Genomic DNA, 16,329 nt, shown 5'->3' on the forward strand with positions numbered 1-16,329 from the left:
GGGGCTCTGTTGTGTGCGCGTGCCGCTCAGCCGCCCTTGATCACCTGGGTCACGCCGTTGATGATCTGCTGCACGGCGATCGCGGACAGCATCATGCCCGCGAGCCGGGTCACCAGGACGACACCGCCGTCCTTGATGACGCGGATGATCAGCAGCGAGTACCGCATCACCAGCCACAGCACCACGTGGATGGCGAGGATCGCCGACCACACCGACACCTGGGTGCCGACGCTGTCGGCCTTCTGCACGGCGAGGATGACGGAGACGATCGCGCCGGGACCGGCGAGCAGCGGCATGCCCAGCGGTACGAGGGCGACGTTGACGTCCTTGGTCTGCTTGGGCTCGTCGGTCTTGCCGGTGAGCAGGTCGAGCGCGATCAGCAGGAGCAGCAGACCGCCGGCGATCATCAGCGCCGGCACGGACACGTGCAGGTAGTTGAGGATCTGGTGGCCGAGGAGACCGAAGACGGCGATGACTCCGCCGGCCACGCAGACGGCCTGGAAGGCCATCCGCTTCTGCACCTTGGCGGGCCGGCCGGCGGTCAGGGCGAGGAAGATCGGGGTGATCCCAGGGGGATCCATGATGACAAAAAGGGTCAGGAACAGGGAGCCGAAGACGGCGATGTCGAACATGCGGGAACTACAGGCCTTGCGCTGAGCTGAAACGAGGAAGTGGGCGTGCGTGAGGAGCGGGCGGCGCGATGCGCCCTCAGACGGCTCCGCCGGTGCCCGGCACCGGGAACGCCCCGGTCGCCCGCCGGGTGATCTCCCCGTACACCTCGGGGTCGGTCGTGTACTCGCCGAGCACACAGGTCTTCCGGCTGCCGTGGTAGTCGCTGGAGCCGGTCACCAGCAGGCCCAGCTCCTTGGCGAGGCCGCGCAGCCGCGCCCGGGTGTCCGGGTCGTGGTCCATGTGGTCGACCTCGATGCCGTCCAGGCCCGCGGCGGCCATCTCGGCGATCGCGGACTCGGGCACCGTACGGCCGCGCTTGGCGGCGCCGGGGTGCGCGAACACGGTGACCCCGCCCGCGGCCTTGACCAGGCGGATGGCCTCGAAGGGGTCGGTCTCGTGCTTCTCGACGAAGGCCCGGCCGCCGTCGGCCAGCCAGTCCTGGGTGAACGCGTCGCCCACGGTCGGTACGACGCCCAGCTCGACCAGCGCGGTGGCGACGTGCGGGCGGCCCACGGAGCCGTCCCCGGCGATCCGGGCGACCTGCTCCCAGGTGACCGGCACACCCAGCTGGTTCAGCTTGCCGATCATGCCCTTGGCCCGCGGCACCCGGTCGTCGCGCACCAGCTCCCGCTCGGCGAGCAGGTCGGGCTCCTCCGGGTCGAAGAGGTAGGCCAGCATGTGCATGCTGATGCCGTCGATCCGGCAGGACAGCTCGGCGCCGGTGACGAGGGTCAGCCCGTCGGGCAGCGCGGCGATCGCCTCGGCGTACCCCCGGGTCGTGTCGTGGTCGGTCAGCGCGACCACGTCCAGCCCCGCGGCGGCGGCGTTGCGCACCAGCTCGGCGGGGGTGTCCGTGCCGTCGGACGCGGTGGAGTGGCAGTGCAGGTCTATGCGCACGACGCGTACTCCAGGCGGTGACGGGACGGAAAGGACACCCCAAAGGATAGCGGGAGGCGATGCCCCCATGTCACACCCGCAGCCCGGAAGTGCCCTTTACAGCCGGGTGATGCCGGTCACGCCGAGAACAGGCCGCGTCACGGTGAGAGCAGGCGGGGCGACAGCGCCCCGCAGGGCACCAGCTCCATCTCCGCCCCGGCGTCGCGCAGGTCCGTGAGCACCAGCTCGTCGTACATCATCACGCCCGTCTGCTCGGGCCAGATCACGGCCCACAGCCACAGCCCCAGCGCCTCCCCGGCGAACACCGCACGGTCGTCCGGGGTGCCGGAGACATGCCAGAGCGGGGTGGGCCGGCCGGCGGCGAGCACCTTGGCCTGCGGCGGTTTCTCGACGTTCACGTACGGTCCGGGGTCGGGCCCGTCGACGCCCGCGTAGCGCGAGCCGAGGCCGACGCCGAGTTCCTCGGCCACCAGGATCAGCTCACCGACACCCCCGAGCGGACTGGGCCCCGAGCAGGCCAGCGCCGTGGCACGGCCGCCGCTGCGGTCGTCACCCGCGCAGAGCACACCCGTGTAGAGCCAGCCGATCGGCAACGGCCACGGCATCCACACCGGCACCTGCGCGCGACGCACCGCGACGGCAAGGGCCTCGACGCTGGGCGGGACCACGGGCTGCAGCGGATAGACCGCCCCGTGCACGTCGCACTGCCAGGAGTCGGAGAAGAGTCCGGGCGCCCTGACCCGGCCACCGCACTTCGGGCAACTGGGTTCGCCCCTCATAGGGCCCCACGGTCCTACCCCTGCTGCGCCACGTCAAGGACGATCACCCGTCCGGACGGAATCCCCTGTGGGTCTACTCAGGAGTAGTTAGATGTATGTTACATTAATTAGCCGCCCTAACTTACTATGTGCATACACCAACCATCTCCTCGTCGGACTCCGTCCGGATTGGAGCGACCATGGACCCCTTCGACGCGGGAGCGGATGGCCTCCTGCGGCAGCCGAAGGCCGTGTGGGCCACGGCCGGCGCATCCGTCGTCGCCTTCATGGGCATCGGGCTCGTCGACCCGATCCTGCCGTCCATCGCCGCGGGCCTCGACGCCACGGCCAGCCAGGTCTCCCTGCTCTTCACCTCCTACTTCCTGATCACCGCCATAGCGATGCTGGTGACCGGGTTCGTCTCCAGCCGCATCGGCGGCCGCAAGACCCTGCTGCTCGGGCTCGCCCTGGTCGTGGTCTTCGCCGGGCTGTCCGGCACCTCCGGCTCGGTCGGCGAACTCGTCGGCTTCCGGGCGGGCTGGGGACTCGGCAACGCGCTCTTCGTCTCGACGGCCCTCGCGGTGATCGTCGGCGCGGCGGCCGGCGGCAGCGCGGCGGCGATCCTGCTGTACGAGTCCGCGCTGGGCCTCGGCATGGCCTGCGGGCCGCTGCTGGGCGCCCTGCTCGGCGACGCCAGCTGGCGCTACCCGTTCTTCGGCACCGCGGTCCTGATGGCGGTCGGCTTCCTGTGCATCACGGCGTTCCTGAAGGAACAGCCCAGGCCGGCCCGCAAGACCTCGCTGCTCGACCCGATCCGGGCGCTCGGCCACGGCGGTCTGGCCACGGCCGCGGTCTCGGCGTTCTTCTACAACTACACGTTCTTCACCGTGCTGGCCTTCACCCCGTTCGTGCTGGACATGACGCCGTACAAGTCGGGTGCCGTGTTCTTCGCCTGGGGTGTGCTGCTCGCCGTCTTCTCGGTGATCGTGGCCCCGCGCATGCAGGCGCGGTTCGGCTCGCTGAAGGTGCTCGGCGGCTCACTCGTGCTGCTCGCCGCCGACGTACTCGTCCTCGGCTACGGCGACCACACCACCGCCGTCGTCTGCACCATCCTGTCCGGCGCCTTCATCGGCGTGAACAACACCGTCTACACCGAACTGGCGCTCGGCGTCTCGGACGCCCCGCGCCCGGTGGCGAGCGCCGGCTACAACTTCGTGCGCTGGTTCGCGGCGGCCGCCGCGCCCTACCTCGCGCCGAAGATCGAGGAGTGGACCGACCTCCACATCCCGTTCGTGGTCGCCGCGGTCACGGCGGTGGCGGGCGCGGTCGTCGTCGCCGTACGGCGCAAGGCCCTCGTCACCGAGGCCGAGGAGCCTCAGCCCCGGCACGCCGGCGAGGACGGGGTGTCGGCGTTCGCCAACTGACCAGGCCGGACCGGGGGTTGGTGAGATCCGTCACCCGAGCGGGACGGACGTGCGGAGCGGATCACGCAGGTCCGTCCCCTGGTTCAGCCAGCGCTCCTGGAGCGCCTGCGCGCCGTGCACGCGCTTCCAGGCGGCCTCGTTCGGGGTCATCGGCAGCAGCGGCAGGAACCGTACGGGGTCCATCGGGGCGTCCAGCTCCAGGTCCTCGACCAGGCCGCCGGGCTCGGCGACCAGCACCGAGGTGAACGGGGCGCCCGGCCACAGCGGCTCACCCACGTCCAGCGACGCGCCCGGCGCCACGACCACACCCTCGACCTGCGGGGACGCGGCGAGCACGGCCAGCGGGCGGAGCACCTTGTCGGTGTCGGCGAGCCCGGCGCGGACCGACAGCACCAGTTCGACGCGGGGGCCCTTGACCGGGTCGGCGACCACGGCGGTGGGATCGGTCATGGGCTGGGCCGACATGCCGAGGGTCGCGTAGCGAACGATGTCCCCCTCGGTGAAGCGCAGCACCTCGATGCGGTCCGTGCCGAGGAAGGTGACCGCCGCGCGGGCGTCCGGCTCACCGAGCGCGGTGCGCAACCGGGCCTCGACCAGAGGAAGAACATCAACCATGCGGCGAGCATAGAACTCGTCAGGACCGGGCAAAGCAGCGCCTTGACACTTCAGTCGGCTGATACTCTTGGCCGGTGGTCGGGCAGCACGCGGCAACGTGTGCGTCAAGTCCCGACGCCACGGGAACCCTTATAGGGGTTGGGCTCGTCCCTCACCAGGGACCGACCGGAGGAGGTGGGGCTGTCATGGATCGAAGTCGACCGTGCAGTACCACCCGCTCTTCCGGCCACTGATGTAGCTCTGGCTCTAGCTGGCTGCCGCCTTTCGCGTGCGCGTCTTCGTCCGGAAGAGCACTTCGTTTCGCCTTGTCTGATCTGTCTGTTCTGTCTGGCCTGCATCAGCAGCTGACTCAGTAGCGAAGCTCGCCACCGCGACGGTGCGGTGCTCCCCGCTTTGTGGACGTGCCAAACATCCGCAGTGAAAAAACGTCCTCATTCCGGGTAGTTCCACCCGTCGTCGGCGGTCTTTCGTTGCCCGTTGCGAAGGAGCCTGCCCATGTCGATGATTCGCGACCTGCGCGCCGCCGTCCGCCCGTCCCGCCCCGCGCTGCGCAAGGACACCGGCGGCTACGACACCACCCGCGACCCGGCGACCGCCTCCGCCGTCGTCGACTGCGCCGTCTACCGCGACGGCGCCCGCGTCCAGACGCCCCAGCCGCTCACCCCGCACGAGGCGATGCGCCAGGTGCGCCGCGACGGAGGTTTCGTCTGGATCGGGTTGCACGAGCCGACCGAGGCCGAATTCTCCGGCATCGCCCGCGAGTTCGGGCTGCACCCGCTCGCCGTGGAGGACGCCGTCCAGGCCCACCAGCGGCCCAAGCTGGAGCGTTACGACGACTCCCTCTTCACCGTCTTCAAGACCATCCACTACGTCGAGCACGACGAGCTGACCGCCAACAGCCAGGTCGTCGAGACCGGCGAGGTGATGTGCTTCACCGGCCAGGACTTCTTCATCACCGTCCGGCACGGCGGCCAGGGCTCGCTGCGAGGGCTGCGGCACCGGCTCCAGGACGACCCGGAGCTGCTGTCGAAGGGCCCCTCGGCGGTGCTGCACGCCATCGCCGACCACGTCGTCGACGGATACATCGCCGTCGCGGACGCGGTGCAGGACGACATCGACGAGGTCGAGACCGAGGTGTTCTCGCCCGGCCGCAAGGGCACCCCGCGCGGCACCGACGCCGGCCGGATCTACCAACTCAAGCGCGAGGTGCTGGAGTTCAAGCGGGCGGTGTCGCCGCTGGTGCGGCCGTTGCAGCTGCTGAGCGAGCGGCCGATGCGGCTGATCGACCCGGACATCCAGAAGTACTTCCGGGACGTCGCCGACCACCTGGCCCGGGTGCAGGAGCAGGTCATGGGCTTCGACGAGCTGCTCAACTCCATCCTCCAGGCCAACCTCGCCCAGGCGTCCGTGGCGCAGAACGAGGACATGCGGAAGATCACCTCGTGGGCGGCCATCATCGCCGTACCGACGATGGTCTGCGGTGTGTACGGGATGAACTTCGACCACATGCCCGAGCTGCGGTGGAGGTTCGGCTACCCGATGGTGCTCGGCATCACCGCGATGATCTGTCTCGGCATCCACCGCACCCTGAAGCGCAACGGCTGGCTGTGACCCGGCCTGGATAGGCTGGGCCCATGACAACCGAGCTGCTCGACCGGGCCCTCGTCGAGGAGGCCACGAAGAAGTCCGGCCTCATCTGGGTACAGGGGCCCGGCGCGCCCGTCCGCGCGCTCTGGCACGCCTGGCACGAGGGCGCCGCCTGCGTGGTCGGCGACGGGCCGGGCGAGCAGCCGCTGCCGGGGCTGGCCGACGGCGCCGCCGCCGAGGTGACCGTGCGCAGCAAGGACAAGGGCGGCCGTGTCGTCGCCTGGACCGCGACGGTCGTGGAGCTGGCGCCGGACTCCGAGGCGTGGGAGGCGGCGGTCGCCGAGCTGAAGGGCAAGCGGCTCAACGCGCCCGACGGCGAGGCGATGACCGGGCGCTGGCGCCGTGAGTGCCGGGTGCTGCGCCTGGAGCCGACCGGGACGGTCCTGCCGCTGCCGGAGGGCTCGCTCGCCGAGGCCCCGCTGCCGAGCGCGGCAACGACCCGCCGGCCGATCCCCGCCGCGCTGCCCCGCCTGCTGATGAAGCGGCGCAAGCGCAAGTAGGTCGGCGGCGCCGGCGCTACGACGTCGGCAGCTGCTGCCCGTAGTCCACCGTCTCGCTCTTCTTCGGCTCGTTCAGGGCGAAGTCCTCACCCCAGGCCGAGAACGTCAGCGTGCCCGCGTCGCCGCCGCGCACCAGCCGCAGCGGGTACGGCTTGCCCTCCAGGGAGACGTCGAGGGTGCCGCCGGAGCCCTGGTCGCCGGTGATGCGGACGGTGCGCACGCCGGACTGCTCGTGGCGGCCGTCGTTCTTCAGGGTGCCGTGCAGGGTGAGCAGGCTGTCGAGGAGGACGTCCTTGTCGGTGAAGCCGCTGAACCGCTTGTAGGAGGGGTCGCCCTCGGGCACCTTGACGTACTTGCCGTCGAGCTTGCCGGCGGCGGCCGCGTCGCCCTCGCCGCCCTCCGGGTCCCAGAACGCGGTGTCCGCCTTCAGATACAGCTGCTCACCGATCCGCAGCAGCTCGAACGCCGCGCCCTCCGCGGTGACGGACCCGGTGCCGCCGTCGTCCTTCAGCCGCATGTCGAGCTTGTACGTGCTGCCGCCGGCGACGACGGTCCCGGACAGCCGGACCGCCTCGGCCGACACCGCGGCCGCGCGCGTCTTCGCCTGGATCTTCTCGGGGGTCAGCTTGCCCACCCCGTTGGTGCCCGCGTCCGGGTCCTCGCTACTGCATCCCGTCAGCCCCACGCCCGTCACCACCAGCGCGCAGATCGCGCTCACCAGCGTGGCCCGGCGGGTACGGCCCGGGGGAATCGCAGTCACAGGTGGGGCTGCCTTTCTGACGGGGGTCCGGTCGGCGTACCGCAGAGTACCGGGGCCGGGAGGAGGGAACGGAGCCAGATCGTCCGGACCGCTCACCAGGGCGTATCCGATCCGGACGGGCTAGCCTGAAGCCCACCCGAACGGGCAACCCGGACACAGCGGACTGATGGAAGCGGAGGTGCGGAACATGGCAGCGGGCGCCCCCCGGATCTTCGTCTCGCACCTGGCCGGCATCGCCGTCTTCGACCCCGCCGGCGACCAGGTGGGCCGGGTGCGGGACCTCGTCGTGATGCTGCGGGTCGCCCGGCGGCCACCGCGGCTGCTGGGCCTGGTCGTCGAACTCGCCACCCGCCGGCGCATCTTCCTGCCCATGACCCGGGTCACCGGCATCGAGTCCGGCCAGGTCATCACCACCGGCGTGCTCAACGTCCGCCGCTTCGAGCAGCGCCCCACCGAACGGCTCGTCTTCGGCGAGCTGCTGGACCGGCGCGTCACGCTCGTCGAGGACGGTGAGGAGGTCACCGTCCTGGATCTGTCGGTGCAGCAGCTCCCGGCCCGCCGGGACTGGGAGATCGACCGGGTGTTCGTACGGAAGGGGCGCAAGGGCGGGGCCTTCCGCCGGGCCAAGGGCGAGACGCTGACCGTCGAATGGTCGGCGGTCACCGGGTTCTCCCTGGAGGAGCACGGGCAGGGCGCCGAGAACCTGCTCGCCACCTTCGAGCAGCTGCGCCCCGCCGACCTGGCGAACGTCCTGCACCACCTCTCGCCCAAGCGCCGCGCCGAGGTCGCCGCGGCCCTCGACGACGACCGGCTCGCCGACGTCCTGGAGGAGCTGCCGGAGGACGACCAGATCGAGATCCTCGGCAAGCTGAAGGGCGAGCGCGCGGCCGACGTCCTGGAGGCGATGGACCCGGACGACGCGGCCGACCTGCTCGCCGAGCTGCCGAAGGAGGAGCAGGAGCGGCTGCTGAGCCTGATGCAGCCCGCCGACGCGGCCGACATGCGCCGCCTGATGTCGTACGAGGAGCACACGGCCGGCGGTCTGATGACGACCGAGCCGATCGTGCTGCGCCCGGACGCCACCGTCGCGGACGCCCTCGCGCGGGTCCGCAACCGCGACCTCTCCCCCGCCCTCGCCGCCCAGGTCTACGTGTGCCGGCCGCCCGACGAGACCCCGACCGGGAAGTACCTGGGCACGGTGCACTTCCAGCGGTTGCTGCGCGACCCGCCGTTCACCCTGGTCAGCTCGCTCGTCGACGACGATCTGCAGCCGCTCGCGCCGGACGCCGCGCTGCCCGTGGTCGCCGGGTTCTTCGCGACGTACGACATGGTCGCGGCGCCCGTGGTCGACGAGTCCGGGTCGCTGCTGGGGGCGGTCACCGTGGACGACGTACTGGACCACATGCTGCCCGAGGACTGGCGGGAGACCGAGTTCCATCTGGACGAGGGGGCGGGCGCCCATGGCTCCTGAGCGCGAGACGTCCCGGGAGGCGGCCCGCGAGCGCGCGCCCGCCGGGGCCACCGCCACCACCCGCCCGCGCGCCCGGCTGGACCTGCCGCGCCCGCCGCGCCCGCGCATCCTGCCCGAGTGGGACCCGGAGGCCTTCGGGCGGCTCTCGGAGCGCATCGCGCGCTTCCTCGGCACCGGCCGGTTCATCGTCTGGATGACCTTCGTCATCATCATGTGGGTGCTCTGGAACGTGTCCGCGCCGCGCGACCTGCGGTTCGACGAGTACCCGTTCATCTTCCTGACCCTGATGCTCTCGCTCCAGGCCTCCTACGCCGCCCCGCTGATCCTGCTCGCGCAGAACCGGCAGGACGACCGCGACCGGGTCAACCTCGAACAGGACCGCAAGCAGAACGAGCGGTCCATCGCGGACACCGAGTACCTGACCCGGGAGATCGCGGCCCTGCGGATCGGCCTCGGCGAGGTCGCGACCCGCGACTGGATCCGCTCCGAGCTCCAGGACCTGGTGAAGGAGATGGAGGAACGGACCGACGGCCACCACGGGCGGGAGGACGGCCACCACGTATTCCCGGCAGATCGGTCGGCGGGACGTGACGTAGACGACCGCTGACGGGCATCCCGGGGGCCCCGTGCGGCGCCGTACCATCGTCCTTATGGCTACGGAAGACGCGGTGCGCGAAGCACTGGCGACGGTGAACGACCCCGAGATCAACCGACCCATCACCGAACTCGGGATGGTCAAGTCGGTGGACATCGGCGCGGACGGAACGGTCGCCGTCACCGTGTACCTGACGGTGTCGGGCTGCCCCATGCGCGACACGATCACCCAGCGGGTGACCGAGGCGGTCTCCCGCGTCGAGGGCGTCACCCGGGTCGACGTCACGCTGGACGTGATGAGCGACGAGCAGCGCAAGGAGCTGGCGACGGCCCTGCGCGGCGGCCAGACCGAGCGCGAGGTGCCCTTCGCCAAGCCCGGCAACCTCACCCGTGTCTACGCGGTCGCCTCCGGCAAGGGCGGCGTCGGCAAGTCGTCGGTGACGGTGAACCTGGCGGCGGCGATGGCGGCGGACGGCCTGAAGGTCGGTGTCGTCGACGCCGACATCTACGGCCACTCCGTGCCGCGCATGCTGGGCGCCGACGGGCGGCCCACCCAGGTCGAGAACATGATCATGCCGCCGTCGGCGAACGGCGTGAAGGTCATCTCCATCGGCATGTTCACCCCGGGCAACGCCCCCGTCGTCTGGCGCGGCCCGATGCTCCACCGCGCCCTCCAGCAGTTCCTGGCGGACGTGTACTGGGGCGACCTCGACGTCCTGCTCCTCGACCTGCCGCCCGGCACCGGCGACATCGCCATCTCCATCGCCCAGCTGATCCCGAACGCCGAGATCCTGGTCGTGACGACCCCGCAGCAGGCCGCCGCCGAGGTGGCCGAGCGCGCGGGCTCCATCGCGGTCCAGACCCACCAGAAGATCGTCGGCGTCGTCGAGAACATGTCCGGCCTGCCCTGCCCGCACTGCGGCGAGATGGTCGACGTCTTCGGCACGGGCGGCGGCCAGCTCGTCGCCGACGGCCTGACCCGTACGACGGGTACGAACGTCCCGGTCCTCGGCTCCATCCCGATCGACGTCCGCCTGCGTGAGGGCGGCGACGAGGGCAGGCCGGTCGTCCTGACCGACCCGGAGTCCCCGGCGGGCGCGGCCCTGCGCGCGATCGCGGGGAAGCTCGGCGGACGCCAGCGGGGTCTTTCGGGCCTGTCCCTGGGGATCACCCCGAAGAACAAGTTCTAGAGCTCCGGGCACGCTCACGCACGAAGGGGCGCCGCGGCGTGCGGCGCCCCTTCGTCGTGCCCGGCCCTGCTCGTCGGCCTACTCGTAGGCCGAGATGTCCTTGATCTCGGCGAAGCCGAGCCCGTACGCGCTCATCCCCCGCCCGTACGCGCCCACGTGGACGCCCCGCTCCGTGGAGCCCGCGAGCACCCAGCCGAACTCGGACTCCCGGTAGTGGAACTGCGTGGGGACGCCGTCGACCGGCAGGGACAGCATCGACCACTCCGGGCCGTCCAGGTCGTCGGCGAGGGCCCACGCCGTCTCGGTCTGCTGCTCCAGCCAGTCGTCACGCAGGCTGTGGTCCATCTGCCCGGGCCAGGTGAACGACAGCAGCCCCACACCGGCCAGCCAGGCCGCCGAGGACACCGAGGTGGCCTCCAGCACGCCCGTGCCGTCCGCGCTGCGCCGCACCGGGTTCGCCGCGACCGTCACCACGACCGCGAACCGCTCCCGGTCCTCCCCCTCCGTCTCCCCCCGCACCGAGGGCTCGTCCCCATGACCGATCGAACCGTGCTCCACGGCTCCGTCGGCCGCCGCGCCGACCTGCATCAGCCAACGCGGCCCCGTGAATGCCTCGTCGAGGCCGTACCACGGGAAGGACGCCCGCAGGTAGCCGTCGACCGTACGCCGGGCGGAGGGGACCTGTTGTCCGCCCTCCGCGGCCGGCGTCTGCGCGACTGACCGACTAGTCGTCTCCATGTGCCCGGACGCCTCCTAGCTCTCGTCGGACCGGGCGGCCCGCCCCCCTTCGGGCGGCGTCCCTTGATTGCGTACGGTCCGCACAACAACTCGGCAGCATATCCACACCGCTCCGGGCAGCCGGGAATGCGCCCGGCGCGTGGGTCGCCCGGGGGCCGGGTTCAAGCCGTGCGCGGGGCGCGCGACGCGCCGCGCGCGAGGATCAGGTGGCGTCCGCGTCGAACGGCGTGCGGTGGTCCGGGGCGTCGGGCTTCTTGGTCATGTCGACGCGGCCACCGGAGGACGAGGACGACGAGGAGGAGGTGGCGGACGAGGACGACGAGGACTCCGAGTCGCGGCCGTGGACCGCGTCCGTGACCTCGGCCATCTCCTTCTTCAGGTCGAAGCCGTTGCGCAGCTCCTTCAGCCCCAGGTCCTCGTTGTCCAGCTGCTTGCGGATGAACGTCTTGGGGTTCAGGTCCTCGAACTCGAAGTCCTTGAACTCCGGGCCCAGTTCCTGCCGGATGTCCTGCTTGGCGCTCTCCGAGAACTCACGGATCTTCCGGACCGTGCGCATCACGTCCTGGATGACCTTCGGGAGCTTGTCCGGACCGAACACGAGCACCGCGAGCACGATGATCGTCACCAGCTCGAGCGGTCCTATGTCATTGAACACCTGAAGCTCCTTGCGATGTCCTCCCGTGGTCCGGGCCGGATCCACGGTACCCGCCGATCCTGTCCGACCGGTACCGTCCCGTGACCCCCGAGTGTGTGTATGTGAGCGGTTTTCCGGTTGCTGCCCTTGTGGGCGGGGCCGGGCGTCCGTTCTGTGAGGTTCCTGTCACTTCCCGGCCGGTTACCGGTCAGTCCCCCGACGACCCGAGCACCAGGGAGATCGTCCGCTCCTTCCCGTTCCGTACGACGGTCAGTTCCAGCCGGTCGCCGGGGCGGTGCGCGCGCGTCTTGACGATCAGTTCCTCGCCGGAGTGCACCCGCTGGCCGTCCACCTCGGTGATGACGTCACCGGGTTCGACACCGGCCCGGTCGCCGGGGCCGCCCGGCGTCACCGCGGAGCCGCCGTCGCTGCCCTTGGTGCCGACGCGGGCGCCGTCACCGGTGTAGTTCATGTCGAGGGTGACGCCGATCACCGGGTGGGTCGCCTTGCCGGTGTTGATCAGCTCCTCGGCGACCCGCTTGCCCTGGTTGATGGGTATGGCGAAGCCGAGGCCGATGGAACCGGCCTGACCGCCTTCCGGGTCGCCGCCGCCGTCGGCGGAGCGGATCGCGGAGTTGATGCCGATGACCCGGGCCCGGGAGTCGAGCAGGGGGCCGCCGGAGTTGCCGGGGTTGATGGGGGCGTCGGTCTGCAGCGCGTCGACGTACGACACGTCGCTGCCGTCGCCCTTCTCGCCGCCCGCCGTGATGGGGCGTTCCTTGGCCGAGATGATGCCGGAGGTGACCGTGCCGGCCAGGTCGAAGGGCGCGCCGATCGCCACGACCGGGTCGCCGACCTGGACGTTGTCGGAGTTGCCGAGGGGCAGCGGCCGGAGCCCGCTGACGCCGCGCACCCGGACGACGGCGAGGTCGTATCCGCTGTCCTGGCCGACGACCTCGGCCTCGGCGGTGACGCCGCTGTTGAAGGTGACGGTTATCTCGCCGTCCGCGCCGGCGGGCTCCACCACGTGGTCGTTGGTGAGGATGTGGCCGCGGTCGTCGAGCACGAAGCCGGTGCCGGTGCCCGACGCGTCGCTGCCCGAGACGTGCAGGGTGACCACGCTGGGCAGGGCGCGGGCCGCGATCCCGGCGACGCTGTCGGCGGCCCGGCCCGTGGGCTCGCTGCCGGCCTGCGGCAACTCCACCTGTCCGACGCCGCCGTTGCGCTCCAGGTAGGCCCCCACGGCGCCGCCGATACCGCCGGACACCAGCGCGAGCACCAGCGCCGCGCCGAGCAGCAGCCGCTTGGCCTGCCTGCGACGCTGCCGCTGGGTGGGGACCGCGGCCCCGTTCTGCTGCAACGGCGCGCCACCAGCGGCCGCCCCACCAGCCCCGCCGGCCGCAGCCCAGGGGTCGTAGCGGTGCCAGGGGTCGGCGGGGGGCGCGGAAGCGTGCTCCCCGGGCGCGGGCGCGGAGACCCCGTCCGCGCCCGCGATCGGCTGTGCGGGCACGGTGTGCGCGGGGGTGGCGCCGGGGGCGCCCGGTGCCAGGGTGCTCGACACCCCGGGCGCGGGGGCGGCGCCGACGGGGGGAAGGGAGCTGCCGGAGGCGGGCGTGCCGGGGGCTCCCGCCGGCTCGTGGGCAGGGGCGCTCTCTGGGGCGGGGTGGAGGCCGCCGGGGGCGGGTGTGCCCGGGGCGCCCGGTGACGGGGTGGACGGCAAGGCGTGTGTCGGCGTCGCGCCGGGGACGGGGGTGGTCTGGCCGACCGGGGCCGGGGCTGGCGGCGCGAGCGGTGATGGCTGGGGGGCCTGCGGATGCGGGGCGGGTATCGCGGTGCCCCCGGCCGGGGTCGTCGCCGGGTGCTGTACCGGCGGGGCCGGGGCCCAGGGGCCCGGTTCGCCGTAGGGCGGGGTGTCGTAGGGGTCGGGGTCGTGCAGGGGCCTGGGGGTGGCGGAGCGGGTCGTCTCCCCGCCTGCCTCGCCGGAGCCGGCCCGCGCCACCACGACAGCGTCAGGGGACGCCTCGTCACCGGAGCTGGCCTGCGTCGCCACGACGGCGTCAGCGGCCACCTCCTCACCGGAGCCGACCCGCGTCGCCGCAACCGCGTCAGAGGCCACCTCCTCACCAGAGCCAGCCCGCCCCACCGCAACGGCGTCAGCGGCCACCTCCTCACCGGAGCCGACCCGCGTCGCCGCAACCGCGTCAGAGGCCACCTCCTCACCAGAGGGTGCCCGCGTCACCCCAACCGCGTCGAAAGTCGCCGATATCTCCGTGCCCAGCGCGGAAGCCGTACGCGTGCCCGCTTCCGTGCCGGACGTGCGGGCCCCGCCGGGGACGACCGGGTTCGCGGCGCCCGCCAGCGCGCCGGCCGGCGACGGATCCTCCGGGCGTCGCAGTTCGAAGTCGCCGTCGTCCGAAGTGGCGCCCGGCGTTCCCGCCGGGCGTTCCAGTTCGAAGTCGCCGTCGGTCGTGTCCGGCGGGCCCGGCGGCGTGACCGTGTCCTCCGTGCGACCCGAAGGGCTCTGCGTGGGCTTCCCCTCGTTCATGCTCTCCCCACAGCTGGCCGCGGCTCGGCTCGTCGGTGGTGGCCGCGGTTCGTCGACTCCGCGCCCGGTCGTGCCGGGGCGCGGTCCTCCCCGGGATTCAACCAGGTTCGCGGGCCGAACCGCAGAGGCCGGTCAGCGGGGGGTGCGCGGGGAGGCGGACGCGGAGGTGGCGCTCGGGTCGGGCGTGGGGGACGCGGCGAGCAGGCCGGGGGCGGTCGCCTCGGGTGCCATGGACCACGCGGTCAGGCTGATCGGCGGGGTCGCGCTCAGCGGACGTATCAGTGGGGACATGGCCGCGGCACCGGCCACCATGGGGGCGGTGAGCGCGTGCCCCGAGTCATGCCGACGGCCCGTGACGCCGGGCAGCAGCGGGGCCGACGCCTGGGTCGGTGCCGCCGGGGTCTCGCCCAGCAGGCGTCCGCCCTGGCCCTGCGCCAGCAGCGGTCCGGGGGCCCGGCGCCGCTGGCTGTCCGGCGTCGAGGTGGCGCCCGCGCCCGACGAGCGCAGGGGTGTCACATTGCTGCCGGAGCCGTTGCGCGCCTCGGCGTCGCCGGGTGCGACGCCGGTGGTGACGCCGCCCAGCGCGATGGCGGCGAGCGACACCGCTCCGGCGGCGACGAAGGCGAACCGCCGCCCGCGTGAACCGCGCTCGGCGTCGGGCCGGCCGACTTCGTGGATGCGGAAGCCGCGTCCGGTCTCCGGCAGGACGGACGAGGAGTGCGGTCCGGCGGGGACATAGTCGAACTCGAAGCGCTCACCGCCGCGCCTCACCCCGAAGACGCCTCCCGCGCCGGGCCGCCCGGAGAAGCCGCCGACCGGGCCGCCCCCGCCGAACGGGGTGCCGCCGTCGAGGTCACCGCCCGCGGGCAGTCCTTGGAGCCGGGCCAGGAAGCTCTCGGAGGGCGGTGGCGGGGCCACTTCCGCGAAGACGTTCTTCAGGCGGCGCTGGGCGTCCACCTCCGCCTTGCACTTCGGGCAGGTCGCCACGTGTGCCAGCACGCGCTCGCGTGCGTCGTGACCGAGCTCGCCGTCCACCAGGGCGGCGAGTCGGTCTCCCAGGTGCTGCTCTGCGAGGTGTCCCTGCGCAGGTTCAGGCCATGATCCACTCACGCGGACGCGCCCCCTCCTCCCAGCGCGGGGACACGGGCGAGGAAGGAGCGGCGCTCGGCCCGCGCCTCCGGCGAGCGGTGCGCGAGTGCCTTGCGCAGCTGCGAGCGGCCGCGGTGGATGCGGGAGCGGACGGTGCCGAGCTTCACGCCGAGGGTCGCGGCGATCTCCTCGTACGACAGTCCTTCGATGTCGCACAGGACGACGGCGGCGCGGAACTCGGGCGCGAGGGTGTCGAGGGCCTGCTGGACGTCGGCGTCGAAGTGCGCGTCGTTGAGGACCTGCTGCGGGGACGGCTCGCGGCTGGGCAGGCGCTCGGCCGCGTCCTCGCCGAGGGCGTCGAAGCGGATGCGCTGCTTGCGGCGGACCATGTCCAGGAACAGGTTCGTGGTGATGCGGTGCAGCCAGCCCTCGAACGTGCCGGGGGTGTAGGTCGACAGCGAGCGGAAGACACGGACGAAGACCTCCTGGGTGAGGTCCTCGGCGTCGTGCTGGTTGCCGGTGAGGCGGTAGGCCAGGCGGTAGACGCGTCCGCTGTGCGTGCTGACGATCTCCTCCCAGGTGGGCGGAGTCCACGCCTGCCCGTCCGCGTCGGTGGAGAAGGTCGCGGTCTGGGCGATGTCAGCGGCGTGACTGTGGTCAGCAGCGGTGTCGTTCACGGATTTCGGCCTGCCTGCCGAGCCGAGGAAGCGCCGGAGCACTCCTCCCCGGTCCACGGGCGCGGCCGCACCTCCCCTGTCGGCTCTGGTGGTGTCCAGTGGAGCCCCTACCATAGCC

Annotated in this window: 16 protein-coding genes; 6 read left to right on the top strand and 10 right to left on the bottom strand. The window is 72.2% G+C overall.

All coding sequences use genetic code 11. From position 1 onward, the window contains the following. Positions 1-26 precede the first annotated feature (26 nt). The 3 genes from AMK31_RS10430 to AMK31_RS10440 all read right to left on the bottom strand — a co-directional run bounded on the left by AMK31_RS10430 (position 27) and on the right by AMK31_RS10440 (position 2,348). Positions 27-632 (bottom strand): MarC family protein, encoded by a 606-nt coding sequence (locus AMK31_RS10430; RefSeq protein ID WP_073940170.1) that lies wholly within the window; start codon positions 630-632, stop codon positions 27-29. A 76-nt stretch (positions 633-708) separates the two neighbouring features. After that, positions 709-1,569 carry a PHP domain-containing protein gene (locus AMK31_RS10435; RefSeq protein ID WP_073940171.1) on the bottom strand — a complete coding sequence of 287 codons (861 nt, stop codon included), beginning with the start codon at positions 1,567-1,569 and terminating at the stop codon, positions 709-711. Between the two features lie 137 nt (positions 1,570-1,706). Then, entirely contained in the window at positions 1,707-2,348 is a 642-nt protein-coding gene (locus tag AMK31_RS10440; protein WP_073940172.1) for a DUF6758 family protein, read from the bottom strand. Positions 2,349-2,527: 179 nt separating this feature from the next. Between AMK31_RS10440 and AMK31_RS10445 the strand changes: the two genes are divergently transcribed. Continuing rightward, positions 2,528-3,751, top strand: coding sequence for an MFS transporter (locus AMK31_RS10445; RefSeq protein WP_073940173.1), 1,224 nt, complete (start codon positions 2,528-2,530; stop codon positions 3,749-3,751). Between the two features lie 30 nt (positions 3,752-3,781). Here the strand turns inward: AMK31_RS10445 and AMK31_RS10450 are convergent, their stop codons facing one another. Next, a complete protein-coding gene (locus AMK31_RS10450) occupies positions 3,782-4,366 on the bottom strand; it encodes a suppressor of fused domain protein (protein ID WP_073940174.1) in 585 nt (194 codons plus the stop codon). Positions 4,367-4,861: 495 nt separating this feature from the next. On the opposite strand from AMK31_RS10450, the gene AMK31_RS10455 reads away from it, so the two are divergent. Continuing rightward, positions 4,862-5,977: a magnesium and cobalt transport protein CorA gene (locus AMK31_RS10455; RefSeq protein ID WP_073940175.1), complete on the top strand. Its 1,116-nt coding sequence runs from the start codon at positions 4,862-4,864 to the stop codon at positions 5,975-5,977. A gap of 23 nt (positions 5,978-6,000) precedes the next feature. Continuing rightward, complete coding sequence (locus AMK31_RS10460) at positions 6,001-6,513, top strand: hypothetical protein (protein WP_073940176.1); 513 nt, start codon at positions 6,001-6,003, stop codon at positions 6,511-6,513. Positions 6,514-6,529: 16 nt separating this feature from the next. Here AMK31_RS10460 and AMK31_RS10465 read toward each other — a convergent pair whose 3' ends face one another. After that, complete coding sequence (locus tag AMK31_RS10465; protein ID WP_079186798.1) at positions 6,530-7,273, bottom strand: hypothetical protein; 744 nt, start codon at positions 7,271-7,273, stop codon at positions 6,530-6,532. A 187-nt stretch (positions 7,274-7,460) separates the two neighbouring features. Between AMK31_RS10465 and AMK31_RS10470 the strand changes: the two genes are divergently transcribed. Genes AMK31_RS10470 through AMK31_RS10480 form a run of 3 tightly spaced genes read left to right on the top strand, consistent with a single transcriptional unit; the run spans position 7,461 to position 10,528 of the window. Further along, positions 7,461-8,744, top strand: coding sequence for a magnesium transporter MgtE N-terminal domain-containing protein (locus AMK31_RS10470; protein WP_073940742.1), 1,284 nt, complete (start codon positions 7,461-7,463; stop codon positions 8,742-8,744). Beyond that, positions 8,734-9,351 (top strand): DUF1003 domain-containing protein, encoded by a 618-nt coding sequence (locus AMK31_RS10475; protein ID WP_073940177.1) that lies wholly within the window; start codon positions 8,734-8,736, stop codon positions 9,349-9,351. The genes AMK31_RS10470 and AMK31_RS10475 overlap by 11 nt, the downstream gene beginning before the upstream one ends. Before the next feature lie 43 nt (positions 9,352-9,394). Beyond that, the gene (locus AMK31_RS10480; RefSeq protein ID WP_073940178.1) at positions 9,395-10,528 is read left to right on the top strand and encodes an Mrp/NBP35 family ATP-binding protein; all 1,134 of its coding nucleotides are present in this window, start codon (positions 9,395-9,397) and stop codon (positions 10,526-10,528) included. 78 nt (positions 10,529-10,606) lie between these two features. On the opposite strand, the gene AMK31_RS10485 is transcribed toward AMK31_RS10480, so the two are convergent. From AMK31_RS10485 to sigE, 5 genes are all read right to left on the bottom strand, one after another. Next, on the bottom strand, positions 10,607-11,266 hold the full coding sequence (locus AMK31_RS10485) for a hypothetical protein (protein WP_073940179.1): 660 nt from the start codon (positions 11,264-11,266) through the stop codon (positions 10,607-10,609). Between the two features lie 202 nt (positions 11,267-11,468). Then, the gene (locus tag AMK31_RS10490; RefSeq protein ID WP_073940180.1) at positions 11,469-11,921 is read right to left on the bottom strand and encodes a sec-independent translocase; all 453 of its coding nucleotides are present in this window, start codon (positions 11,919-11,921) and stop codon (positions 11,469-11,471) included. 187 nt (positions 11,922-12,108) lie between these two features. Continuing rightward, positions 12,109-13,836: a trypsin-like peptidase domain-containing protein gene (locus AMK31_RS10495; protein WP_443333942.1), complete on the bottom strand. Its 1,728-nt coding sequence runs from the start codon at positions 13,834-13,836 to the stop codon at positions 12,109-12,111. Positions 13,837-14,577: 741 nt separating this feature from the next. Beyond that, a complete protein-coding gene (locus AMK31_RS10500; protein WP_385312959.1) occupies positions 14,578-15,480 on the bottom strand; it encodes an anti-sigma factor family protein in 903 nt (300 codons plus the stop codon). A 71-nt stretch (positions 15,481-15,551) separates the two neighbouring features. Continuing rightward, entirely contained in the window at positions 15,552-16,325 is a 774-nt protein-coding gene (gene sigE / locus AMK31_RS10505; RefSeq protein WP_241842615.1) for an RNA polymerase sigma factor SigE, read from the bottom strand. Positions 16,326-16,329 lie beyond the last annotated feature (4 nt).

The organism is Streptomyces sp. TSRI0107 (assembly GCF_001905845.1).
Taxonomy (GTDB): domain Bacteria; phylum Actinomycetota; class Actinomycetes; order Streptomycetales; family Streptomycetaceae; genus Streptomyces.

Coding starts and splice junctions, on each gene's coding strand:
- AMK31_RS10430 (WP_073940170.1), bottom strand. CDS start 632: ATGTTCGACATCGCCGTCTTCGGCTCCCTGTTCCTGACCCTTTTTGTC.
- AMK31_RS10440 (WP_073940172.1), bottom strand. CDS start 2,348: ATGAGGGGCGAACCCAGTTGCCCGAAGTGCGGTGGCCGGGTCAGGGCG.
- AMK31_RS10445 (WP_073940173.1), top strand. CDS start 2,528: ATGGACCCCTTCGACGCGGGAGCGGATGGCCTCCTGCGGCAGCCGAAG.
- AMK31_RS10450 (WP_073940174.1), bottom strand. CDS start 4,366: ATGGTTGATGTTCTTCCTCTGGTCGAGGCCCGGTTGCGCACCGCGCTC.
- AMK31_RS10455 (WP_073940175.1), top strand. CDS start 4,862: ATGTCGATGATTCGCGACCTGCGCGCCGCCGTCCGCCCGTCCCGCCCC.
- AMK31_RS10460 (WP_073940176.1), top strand. CDS start 6,001: ATGACAACCGAGCTGCTCGACCGGGCCCTCGTCGAGGAGGCCACGAAG.
- AMK31_RS10470 (WP_073940742.1), top strand. CDS start 7,461: ATGGCAGCGGGCGCCCCCCGGATCTTCGTCTCGCACCTGGCCGGCATC.
- AMK31_RS10475 (WP_073940177.1), top strand. CDS start 8,734: ATGGCTCCTGAGCGCGAGACGTCCCGGGAGGCGGCCCGCGAGCGCGCG.
- AMK31_RS10480 (WP_073940178.1), top strand. CDS start 9,395: ATGGCTACGGAAGACGCGGTGCGCGAAGCACTGGCGACGGTGAACGAC.
- AMK31_RS10485 (WP_073940179.1), bottom strand. CDS start 11,266: ATGGAGACGACTAGTCGGTCAGTCGCGCAGACGCCGGCCGCGGAGGGC.
- sigE (WP_241842615.1), bottom strand. CDS start 16,325: ATGGTAGGGGCTCCACTGGACACCACCAGAGCCGACAGGGGAGGTGCG.